This is a genomic window from uncultured Lactobacillus sp., assembly GCF_945290125.1.
Lineage (GTDB): Bacteria > Bacillota > Bacilli > Lactobacillales > Lactobacillaceae > Lactobacillus > Lactobacillus rizhaonensis.
In genome coordinates, this window is sequence record NZ_CALYQV010000053.1 from 1 (window position 1) to 12686 (window position 12686).

4 protein-coding genes are annotated in these 12686 nt (G+C 40.4%); all 4 read left to right on the forward strand.

The window, feature by feature from the left end:
• The first annotated feature begins 840 nt into the window (after positions 1 to 840).
• Entirely contained in the window at positions 841 to 1173 is a 333-nt protein-coding gene (locus tag Q0K80_RS08245) for a hypothetical protein (protein WP_294605328.1), read from the forward strand.
• Positions 1174 to 2096: 923 nt separating this feature from the next.
• Entirely contained in the window at positions 2097 to 2717 is a 621-nt protein-coding gene (locus Q0K80_RS08250) for an invasion associated locus B family protein (protein WP_294605330.1), read from the forward strand.
• On the forward strand, positions 2714 to 4456 hold the full coding sequence (locus tag Q0K80_RS08255) for a ShlB/FhaC/HecB family hemolysin secretion/activation protein (RefSeq protein WP_294605332.1): 1743 nt from the start codon (positions 2714 to 2716) through the stop codon (positions 4454 to 4456). Before Q0K80_RS08250 ends, Q0K80_RS08255 begins: the two co-directional genes overlap by 4 nt.
• A gap of 93 nt (positions 4457 to 4549) precedes the next feature.
• Positions 4550 to 12686, forward strand: an 8137-nt coding sequence (locus Q0K80_RS08260; RefSeq protein WP_294605334.1) for a hemagglutinin repeat-containing protein, incomplete at its 3' end; no start/stop codon positions are given.

Below are 12686 nucleotides of genomic sequence, written 5' to 3' on the forward strand. Positions count from 1 at the left end.
ATATATTTCGGTGGAGGATTCCGTTATAAACAGCAATACAAATTTATTGAAAGCATAAGTTAATGGTTGGTCAAAAAGCTTTCATAAATTCATGGAGCGCAACTAAAAAGCCAAGATTTTGTGTGGAGGGATATTATTATCATAACGTCGGTTACACCACGTAATTGATTTCATTAAGTTTCTGTGGATAAGCTGCAGTAGTCGGCATTTTTCGTTGGCGTCCTGTTTTTTACTATAGAGCAAAAACGTAGAAGCATACTTTCATTTTAAACTCTTTTAGGAAAAGTTCACACATAACGAAAGCGATGTCACACTATGAACTATCTTAGGGTACCTCAATTAAAAATGGAAAGTGTCTTAAAAATGACGGAAATCAGTTCCACGCGTTTTATTGGCAGTATTATTCGTAAATTGTGTTCTAAAGCTTAAATTCTGAACTTATTTGTGATACGGTAATGGCTGGTTTCATTTTCACATGACTAACTTTGCTTGCTCGTGTCCGCATATGGATCATCCATGACTTGGGGGAGCGCTTGTTGCGGATAGACTGTTACTTTGTGCCTTATCTTGAAGAATCCTTCCGAGAAATCAATCTTTATGCTTATAATAAGCGTAAATTGAAGTGTTCAAAAAAGCAACACCGGAGAAACTTTCGTTATATTGTTTACACAAAAATTCTGTTAATTAAGAAAAAAAGTGGTATTTATTCAAATTCAGTTTTGAGATCAATTAACACTTTTTAATCTGAATACAATGCACAAATTTTTTTTTAGAAAAATCGAATTATTCTACATCATTCTAATTTTGAGTGGATGCTCTCCGACATTCGGAAACATTCCATTGGAAACGCAAAACCGACTATCTGGACTTTCAATTAAAGAAGCTGAAAACCGTTTAGGAGCGCCACACAGTATGAATATTACAACTTCTGGGAAAAAGTACAGTTGGATGTGTAGTGGTACTATTTGGAAGAACACGTTACCTTCACGCAAATTTGCTGGCACCCGAATGGTAAATGGGCATAATGTTTCTTCAATAGTCAATATACCCCCCGTACAAACACTTCAAACAACAACGTGCAGCCTTGATATTATGACGGATAAGGATGATTTAATTACAGGGGTAACACTAAATGGAAATGGTGACTGCTATGAATTGGTCCATAAACTATAAAAATATAATGTAATATATTTTATTGTGCATTGTTTTTTAATTATTTTATTTTAATTTGATTTTTATTTTATAAATATTTTATATTTTAAAATTTATTTAAAAAAATTTTTTTATTATCACATAGAGAAATTTGCTTTGGCTCGTTTGTTTGATCTTAGGGCAAAAATCGCATTTTGCAATTTAAACGAAACACATTGATATAGTATTTCACGATAGCACAAACAATGAGTTCTGCTGCCATTTTGTTGAGGGCAAATGAAAAATAGTCATGCTCTTTTATCATAAACTGCGGGAAATAATTACCTTTAAACTCAAATGAAAAATACCACATTGACTGGCGGATAATATATATTTGAATAAAATCTATCATTTCAACTGCATTCACAAAAGCAACAATGGGCGCGGAATTTAGTTAAAAATTCTTCCAAGTTTTGAAACCCAATTGGAAAATTTCACACTTTCCTATTCTAAACATCCCGCTAATTGTCGACTACTCGACACTCGATAAAACTCTTTCCATTATAAATATGAAAAGTTTCACTGCCTATGATGTTAGGAATATCTATGAATTTCATAAAAGCGTATCAACAATCTGGAAATCTTCTTTGGCGAGTGCAAACACTTCAATGATATTGAAATTTCTGAAATCATGCAAAGCTGCTTACGCAATGCTTTTAAAGTACTCCAAAATTGCATTTTTATCTTTCTTCCAGAGGAGGTGAATTGCATCTTGATTACTAATCGAATAAAAATATCTTAAACTACTTTCTGTTAGGATGAAATGAATGAACTCAATCCTTAAAAATATGATCTTTACTTTAATTAATGTGAATACCTATTTAAATTAATTTACACTTTTAAATTTTTTTGATATTTCCGCTTTTATTTTTGATTTTCGATGAAAAATAGAGTGGGGTTGTCATATGTCATGGTCAAGAGGCAGTTTTTTCATATTTTGCTTTATTGTGATATGCATTTTAACCGAAATGCCGCAAAGTTTTGCTGAAGCTGGTGTCAATCCAACGACAAGTGAAGGTTCTGGACTCGAATATCCAACACAACAACGGTTTGGAGACTGGTTTTATCGGTGTATTGATGCTTCCGCAATATCAAAGCAAACTAAGAATCTCACGAAGCGCAATGGCAAGAAATGTGAATTAATGCAGTTACAACAGGTAAAACACGAAAATGATGTTATTACCATCTTATCAATTGCGATTTCACTGAAATATCCTATCAATGATAGCCGAAAGCCAAACTTTGTGATGACTAGTGTCACACCGTTAAATGTCTATTTGCCGTTTGGGCTTCGTTATAGTATTATCGGTAAGGAAATTCTAAAAACAAATTTTCAAAATTGTAATAAAGAAGGATGTTGGGCACGCCAAAACTTAGATAACAAATTGCTTCAGACGTTTAAAAAAGCTTCTGACGCGGAAGGACACTTCCAATTAGTTAATGGACAGAATGTTAATATTAAATTTTCCTTAAAGGGATTACCTGATGCAATTGCTGCACTTAAGCAAGGCGCGAGACTGCCATGAATATATATAAAAAAGATTTTTCCAAGGTTAGTTCTTGTGCAGTTATCTCAGTTACTTTTTTTTGGAATCTCTTATCCTTCTCAAATGCTCAATCCCCGGCTGATGATTTTGCCAGACGACAAGCTGAGCAACAGAAGAAGCAACAAATTGATCAATTACAACGTTTTACTCCGAACGATCTTCCTCAAACACAAATGCAGAAAGTCGAACTACCTAAAAATGGAACCTGTTTTGAAGTTACCAGCATAAAAATTGATGGCGTAACAAAACTCTCTGACAAAACCATATTGAATATTACTGCACCATATAGGGGAAAATGCGTCGGACTTGGTGATATTCAAGCAATTATGAAGTCATTAACAAATGCATATCTAGATAATGGATATGTAACTTCCCGTATTTATATTCCTGAACAAGACATTAAAAATAGTCATCGTTTAAATTTTGTTGTTGTAGAAGGAAAACTGTCCAATTTTTATATGAATGACAAGGAAGCAAGCCCTTATGACGGTGTGATTATGAGTGCTTTTCCTAGAATGAAAGACCGCGTTCTGAATATGCGTGATGTTGAACAAGGTCTTGATCAAATGAACCGACTTGCCAACAATAACGCAAAAAGTAAAATGTTACCTGGCAAGGATGATGGAAGCACTATACTTAATATAACCAACAAAACAACCAAACCGTGGCAGATGAATATTTCCCACGACACTCTTGGGCAGGCTTCAACTGGATATGCACGTTACAACGTCGGTTTGGCGCTTGATAATATTTTGCAAGTTAACGATTTATGGAACTTCAGTTATCAGAAAACAAATAAAGATTATTGGCACGATAATGATACTGATGGCAGAAGTAATAATTATTCAGGAAGTGTTAGTATTCCGAATGGATACTGGACACTTAACTTTTCTGGATATAATTACAAATATCATAGTTTTATAGAAGGAAATTATGGTGCCAGCAGAACATCTGGAGATTCAAGCGAATTGAATGGATCTGCAAGTCGCGTTATTCATCGTGATGGAAATTCTATAACAACACTAAATTTGGGTTTAGCCTATAAAGAAACCAATAATTTTCTTCTCGGTAATAAAATAGAAGTTGGTAGCCGTAATTACACGGTTGGTAATATGGGATTATCTCATTCGCTGCAAATGCTAAAAGGTACATGGACATTTGATTTGACCTATTTGCAAGGCTTGGGAATTTTTGGTGCCGTCAAAAAACATGAGCCCGGAGCCGGTAATGCAAATCCAGAATTTTCTAAATTCACGGCAACGATCAGCGCCGCGACGCCATTCAAAGTCGCCAAACAAAATTTTATTCTCAGCAATCTTCTAGTAGGCCAGTATGCTGCGGATAATCTGTTTGGTGCTGAACAAATTTCTCTTGGAAGTTATTCTAATGTTCGTGGTGCTCGTGAAAGTCTTATATATGGTAATAGAGGTTTTTTTTCGCGAAATGAAATTCTTTGGCGCACTGTTCCTTGGGGTAATAATTCCGGCCTTGTAAAAACTTTGGGTGAATTTCGTCCTTATGCTGGACTTGATTATGGACAAGTTTTTGCGCAAGCCCATTATGGCTTTGAAGATGAAAACTTATCTAGTTGGACGCTTGGAGCTAGACTGGCTGGCGGCCATTTCACGTTTGATAGCGGATATTCAAAAATAATCACAACGACAGTCAAACAGGATAAAGGAAGTATGGCCTTCGTTACAGTAGCAATTAATTTTTAGCTACATTAATTGCGAAGAAATCGCGGAGTAGATGGACAACCGACACCGTCAAAGGCGTCAATGTCGAACACAATAGATGCGGGAGTAACTACAATGAATATGGATTGGCCTTCGAAACGCCCTATTCTAGCAAACTTAACAAAACAACTCATAGCTGGTGTGATGAGCGCTCTGCTTGTTGCTCAGCCGACGATAGCCAGAGCACAATTAGCTGCCGATCCAAACGCAGGAGTTAATAATGGCCCGAATATTGGTAAGGCTCCTAACGGCATACCATCAATAGACATTGCAAAGCCCAATAATACGGGTTTGTCACACAACAAATATAAAGATTTTAACATCGAAAATCCTGGTGTAATTCTTAACAATTACAAGGGTGAAGTTGGAATTTCCCAATTAGGTGGGGTAATGCCTGGCAACCCTAACTTACGGAATGCAAATCCCGCATCTGTTATTCTTAATGAAGTGACAAGTAGTAACCGCTCCGCCCTTTCTGGACCAGCTGAAGTATTTGGCCAAAAAGCTAATGTTATTATTGCCAATCCTAATGGTATTACGTGCGATGGCTGCGGTTTTATAAATACACCACGTGCTACATTAACAACAGGTGTACCACAAATTGATGGCAATGGAAGATTAACCGGCTTTGATGTCCGCAATGGTAATATAACATTTAGCCCCAAAGGCTCAAATATGGCGTCCGGTGCAGGCTCAGTTGACATTCTTGATATCGTTTCTCGGACGGTCACAATCAATGGTCCTGTTGCGGGGCACGATATTAGTATAACAGCGGGCACTGGGAAATATGATTATGCTAGCCGAGAGATGAAAGAGCTTTATGACATTTCTGGTAAACCAGAATATGCCATTGATGGTTCAGAACTTGGTGCCCTTCAGGCTGATAAAATCAAGGTTATTGCCACTGAAAAAGGCGTTGGCGTACGTATGCGCAACGATATGGCGGCTAATGCCGGACAGTTGACTTTATCAGCTGATGGCAAACTGAGCCTCAATAATGTTTCCGGCCACGACGGAGTGAAAGTTGTTAGCCATAATAAAAAACTCACAGCTAAAAAGATAATATCTAAGCAAAACGTTGATGTTCAAGCCCGTGAAGGCGTTACAATTGAAACAATCAGTGCTGATGGCGATCTCATGGTCAATTCAGGGATGGGGTTGCTATCTATTCAGGATACAGCGATTTCCGGAGCTAAACTTGAGTTAAAGTCCGATGATGCTATACAAGCAAGCCAAGTGGCTTCAGGTAAAGACATATCAATTGAAGCAGATAAAGCAATTGATATTCTTGTCGCAGTTGCGAATGGAAAAGCTAATCTACATAGCAAAAATGGTGATATCCAGGCAAAAAACGGCATCAAGGCGACCGGCGGGGATTTAAATATTACAGCCGACAGTGGTACAATTAGTGCGAATACTCTCATTAGTTTTAACAATTTATCATTGAATGCCGGATCTGATATTAATATCACAGGAAATGCTATAGCTTCAAAAAATATTAATTCTCGTGCTTTAGGTTCTACAAAAGCTCAAGCTGCTCTGGCAGGACAAGATATTCATCTTGATTCGCAGGGAAGTATCAATGTCTCAACGCTCGCAAATGGACTTGATTTTAATGCGCTCAATAACACGGGCGATCTAAATTTTGTCAGAACCGCTGATTTATCACTCTCGTCTAAAGCAGGAGACATTGTAACAGATAATGTCTATAGCACTCATACAATTGATTTCTCTGCCCAACAAAATACAGTCATCCGGAATACGCTTGCAGCTTCTTCTAATATTTCTATTTTTTCTGGAGCGCTTATTGGAAATAACGTCGTTGCCGGACAAGCATTAATCGGGAATCCAACTGATAGCCCGCTTGATTCCAAAGCAAAAACAACTATCACCACTCTGTCGGGCAACCTCCAACTTGAAAAGCTTTTGAGTGGAGGCTCAATTGTGCTTACTGCCAATAAAGGTTCGATTAGCAGTAAACAATTACAGACGCTTGCTGATCTTACGATATTAGCCCGAAATGGTTCAATTGCTGCAAACCAATATTATGCTGAGGCAAACGTTCATCTTAACGCTTTAAATACGATCACTGTTGATGGACAATCCTATTCAGGTGGTGAGGCGCTTTATGAAGCACAAACAACAAACCTTGGACAAGCAACGGTAAAAGGAAATCTTACAATCAACAGTGCTTCAATTACTGCAAATAATCTCACCACTTATGCTTCGTCATACCTCTCCGGTCAAAATATTGACCTTCAAAGTTTATTGGCTGCAAATGACATTGTCATTAACACGGGTAATGTTCACGCAAACAGACTTGTCAGTGGACTTGATTTCGATAAAACCGGTCAGACTGGTCAAGTCGAACTCAAAAATTATGGAAAAACAAGCGTCACTGCTTCTGGCCATATTTCAATTGGTCAAGCAATCAGTGCCGATACGTTAACACTTTTAGCAACAAATGACATCGAATATAATCAATTATTATCCTATAAAGATGCGATCTTAAAATCTGATCAGGGCAGACTGAGTTTAGAAAATACTTTGATTGGTGTCGAAGGTATTTCCCTTTCGGCACAGACGCTAGACTTTAGTAACAATCGGGCACAAAACCTAAAAACGGCAAAAACACTCAATCTCAACGCTGGAATAATAGATTTTTCAAATAGTACGCTAAGCTATGGGGGGCTCATTGCTAACGCATGGAATGTATTCAACGTTCAAAATGCCAATTTAACAACAAATTCTTCCAATGGTGGTGATGGCGATATCAAACTCACACTCCCATCCCTTATAACAGATGCCAATACAAAGATCATCGCTGATCATGACCTTACCATTAACACTTCCTCAACCGTCGACAACTACGGCTCGTTGGCAGCTTTCCATGATCTTAATATAACTTCGTCAGATGTTAACAACTATGCCAAATTACAGTCGCAAAACAACCTGCTCATTAGAGCATCTGGCAATCTAACCAACCATAGTCAAGGCCTAATTTATGCAGGCAGCAACGGCTCTCTCTTCGTTAACGGTGCCCTTCTCAACAATTTCGGCACCATCATGTCTCAAGCTGATCTCCAATTGGCCAACTATGATGGCAACGGTAAAAATACCTCCGTTACCAATAAAGCCGGCTTTATCCAAGCTGGACAAAACCTCTCTATCCTTACTCAATATCTTCTAAATAATGCAGATGGAGAACCTACATTTACAACTGAAACCAAAGAAGAAAAACATAATTTTATTCTTCCAGAGCAAGGTGAACGACTCCAATCTGAGGGTAAAAGTGATATGCGAGGGCGTCTCTTCTTTGACCCTAAAAAAAGCCCTGCATGGGGAGCTGGCGGATGTCGGGATGGATGTGACGTTACATGGTTGCAATCCGGAATCTGGTTGACCAAAGAGCAAACCTACGGCCATTTAACGCTTCCAGATGGTACAATCTACAAGGCTTTTACTTGGAATTACGTCGATTCCAATGATGATAAGGGCAAGGTTTGGTATGACTGGAATAGTCAGGCCTCCATGCTAGAAACAGTCGAGACACAGTATTTCACGAATAAACCTACCAAACGTGGTCTTATTCAAGCAAATAACAATATGATAATCGATGCCAATCATATTGATAACTTCTTTAGTGACATTGAAGCAGGTGGAAATGCGTCTATAGTCAGCAACCATCTCGTGAATAAAGGCCAAGCTCTTACCAAAACAAAGTTTATTACCTGTTCGGCCAGCGGAGAAACTTGCTATGCTTACAATTCTGATGGCAGCCGAAATTCGGCGTTGGATTTAAGTGCAAATAGTAGACGCGTAATAAAAAACGAAATTGTCGATGTATTAGGTTCTACAATCAAAGCCGGTGGTCATTTAACCATGAACATCGCTACAATTGAGAATACCGCAAAAACTGATGACATCCAAGGCGGCGTTGCAAATTATGAAGCAGTCGGTAAATCGGTTGATCCAATTCAATCAGTTGGTGCTTTACCCGGAGGGTTATTCACAACAACTGTCGACCTTAATCATCTGCAAAAACAGAATGGCACTGTCAATATAACGGCGGCGATAGCACGTGGCGATATTCCAACCCCAAAAACCAATTCAGGCGGTTTTGGTGGAACGCTACCCCATCAATATTTTATCTACGAAACACGAGCAGATTTCCTTGATATTGGTAAATTTTATGGCTCATCCTACTATCTCAACCATATAGTCTATAAACCCGATCATCAGTTGCTGTTCTTAGGTGATGCCTATTTTGAAAACCAACTTATTGACAAACAAATGAGAGAATTGGTGGGTCAAGGATTTGGTAAGGGATCTTTTGTTCCCGGCAATGATCCCATCAGCCAGATGAAGAGCCTTCTTGATGCCGGTGCCGATTACAGTTCTGAACATAACCTGGCATTTGGTGAGCCTTTATCTGCTGAACAGGTTGCATCACTTGATAAATCCATCGTTGTCTATGTCAAACAAAACGTCAATGGTGCAGAAGTCTATGCCCCTGTTCTTTATGTTTCGGCTAAAGATCGGGCCAGCGTCAAAACATCTGGCGCTGTTATACAGGGTGGAAGTGTTGATATTACAACAGACAATATCACCCATTCAGGTCTTATCGCGTCGAATAGTGATTTGAGGTTGAATGCTAATGACATTTTGTCCAATGGCGGCGGCTTTGCTGCAAAAGGCAATATGCAATTAGCATCAACAGGTCGCATTGAATTAAATGCCGGAACAACAAAACTCAACGGACAGGATGTTATAGTACCAACTCAAGCCATTGATGCTGGTGGTGCAGCTCTATTGTCATCCGGCACTGATCTCAATTTAAACGGTGTTGGCGTTAAAGCAGGAGAAGATGTTGGTCTGTCTGGTAGAAATGTCAACATCGGCACAGCCAAAACGAACACAGCCGATGGTTCGGAAAACCTTACCGGTTCTGATATTGAGGCCGGCAAAAATCTGCAAGTAAAGGCGGACCGAAATATTACCGTTACCGGCAGCAGCGTTCATGCAGGTGATCAACTTGCTATGTCTGCCGACAAAGGCAATCTTACTATTCAATCAGCTGAGGACAATCGCAAAGACGGTTTCGGGCAAAGCACCACCCAACAGAAATCGGACATTAGTTCGGTTGGTAATATGAGGTTGTCATCAGGAGAAAATGTAGTCATTGCCGGTTCCGAGGTGAAATCCGGTGGCAGCTTGGGCATTGATGCCGGTAAAAACATTGCGATTGTTTCCACACAGGACAAAGCAAGCGGTAGTTTACATGGCAACAACAGCTTTGACACGACAAAACAACAGAGCTCGAATGTCAGCGCAGGCAAAGATATGGGCATTAAAGCTGGTGAAGATATCCTTGTTGGCGCCTCTCATTTGAACGCCGGTGGCAATGGATCCATCGAAGCTAGTGGCAACATCAATGTCATTGCAATGTCCGATACTGATAAACAAAAAACCTCGGGGTCGATCTATAAAGCTGACAAAGAAGACACGAAAGCCGTTGGTTCCTCCATCACTACCGGCGGCAATTTAACAGCTATAGCAGGAGAAGATGGGCAGGCCCATGACCTTAATATCGTGGGAAGTGAAATTACTGCCGATGGAAAAATCGGTTTAAAAGCTACCAATGATGTCAACATTCTTGCAAGTGAAGATACCCATTATCTGGACTCCTCATTCAATGAAAAAAGCAGTGGCCCCTTTGGGAAAAAGACTTCCAAGACAAAGCATGAAGAATCCACAACAACCAATAGTTCTTCCGTTCTTGGCAAAAATGGCGTCAATATCCAGTCCGGCAACAACACTACTATTTCCGCTTCCGACATTATGGCAGGAACAGGTGACAAAACAGCTGATTTAAACATTAATGTCGGTGGCAATCTTGTCGTAGCTTCGGGAAAAGATATTGCAAGCAACCAGTCAAATAGCAAAACCAAAGGTTTTGCAGGTAACTCGTCCAACTCAAAAAATGTTTATGACGAAAAAAATGTTGCTACCAATTTAGGCGCATCAGGCAACATTAATACGCATTCCGATGGTCTTACGGTCATCTCCGGTTCGAATGCAGTTGCTGGTAACGACATCAATATGGATGGTTCCAGTGTCACCATTATGGGAGCACAGGAAAATCACTCATTTGAAACCAAGAAAAAATCAACTGGCTTTGGTACAGGTTCTGGCGACGGGTTCTATGCGATCTATGGGTCCGAAGGACAAGAAAAAAAATCTGAAAGAACCGATAATAAGGGCTCCCAACTAAAAGCAGGCCACGACATCAATGTAAACGCTAGTGATACCGATGTGAATGTCATTGGTTCAACGGCAAATGCCGGTCACGATATTAATGTCAATGCAGCTCGCGATATCAACGTTACACCGGGTCATGAAAGTCGCTCTGAAAGCGAAAAAAAGACACGCTCTGGTATTGGTATCCAATTACAAACCAGTAATACGAGTGCTTCTATTGGTATTGGCTATGGCAAAGGGTCAGATACGAAGAGTGAAGACCATAGTACCAATTCGCAATCTCAGTTTAATGCCGGCAATGATATCAACATGCATGCAGAGCGCGATATTAATTCTCAAGCCGGTAAATATACAGCAGGTCGTGATGCCAACTTCACTACAGATAAAGGCGATATCAACTTTCTTGCCGCTAATAACGTCTCCAATTATGATGAGATGCATAAACGCCTCTTTGCTGGTGTAACGGCAACAGTTGGAAGTGGTGCTGCTTCCGCTGTGCAAGATATGAACGATGCAGCCAATCGTTTTGGGAATGGTTCAGGCAGCAAGGGGTTATCGAACATAGCCATTGCAGGCGCAAATGGCTATGGAGCGGGCAGGCAGCTTATCGGAGCTTATAAAGACCTGCAATCCATCCAGCAGGGACAGTTCAAAGATACTCTTAACAACGGCAATCTGATTAACGGTTCTATAACGGCCGGCTTTAACAAGGAACAATGGCAATCATCCAGCACAAGTTCCACGCCCGTGGTCAACGACATCAATGTCGGACGATCAATCAACGTGATATCAAAGCAGGGGAGTATCTATAGTTCCGGCACGGATATGACTGCCGGTACAAATCCTCTATGGGCTCTGAGTGGAGATGATAAAGCTGGCGATGTTAATTTCTTAGCCAAACATAATATCTATCTTGGCAGTGCCATCGGCTCGAATAATAGTTCAAGCAATTCTCACTCTTCAGGTGCACAGGTTGGTTTTGATCAGGCAATCTCCCCCACGGGCAGCGCTTATGATGATAAGGGCAAGTCATCCTCTCAAAGAACCTATCACAAAGGCACCATTATCAATGCGACGGGTGATTTCACTGCAAAAACCGAAGATGGAGATTTTACTCTTGACGGCAGTCAGGCTCATGCAAACAAAATTACTGCTGATATCAATGGAAACCTGAACATCATCACCCGCGCTGATACTGAAACGGTTAATATAGACCACAAGACTATCTCTGGCGGCTTTGGAAGTGGTGGTGTCAGCCTTGACTACACACAACAAAAAGCAAATGGCAAAAGCAACACCGTGCCAAATCAAGCAGGACTGTATGCAGGAGATGGTGGCAATCACATAAAAGTCGCCGACAACACCAATAGTCAAGGTGGAGCTATTGTAAGCAGTGCACCTGCCGAGAAAAATGAAATTCAAACGGGCACCATTACCTGGTCAGATACTGAAACCGGATCAGAATGGAAAGCATCAACCTCAGGTATAGGTGGAACGATTGGCACTGGCGGTATAGGAGCTCCCGGTTCCGGGCCATTGGTCAAGCCAACTTTAACGGATAAGGGGAAAGATCAAGGCAGTGCCAAGGCAACCATATCCCCTGGACAGATCATCATTACCGATCCAGAAAAGCAAAAAGAACTTGAACAAAGCGGCGTAACCAGGCCAATCAGCGAAATCAATCGTGATCCTGCAAAAGCCAATGATGTCATCAAAGGTCTTCCTGATTTACAAAGCAAGCTTAACGACCAGCTCAAGACACAACAGGATTGGTCAAAAGCTTCTGCCACTATGGCAACGACTGTCAGAGATATTGCTGACAAGCTCCATAAGCAACCGAATGATATTTGGGATGAAGGTGGAGCAGGACGAGCAGCTCTTCACGCCATTGCCGGTGCCCTTCTTGGTGGGGTAAACGGTGTTGATGGTGCGATTAAAGCAGCTATTGGTG

Excerpts from the sequence above, each read along its gene's own strand:
- Q0K80_RS08255 (WP_294605332.1), top strand. The coding sequence starts at position 2,714 with ATGAATATATATAAAAAAGATTTTTCCAAGGTTAGTTCTTGTGCAGTT.
- Q0K80_RS08250 (WP_294605330.1), top strand. The coding sequence starts at position 2,097 with ATGTCATGGTCAAGAGGCAGTTTTTTCATATTTTGCTTTATTGTGATA.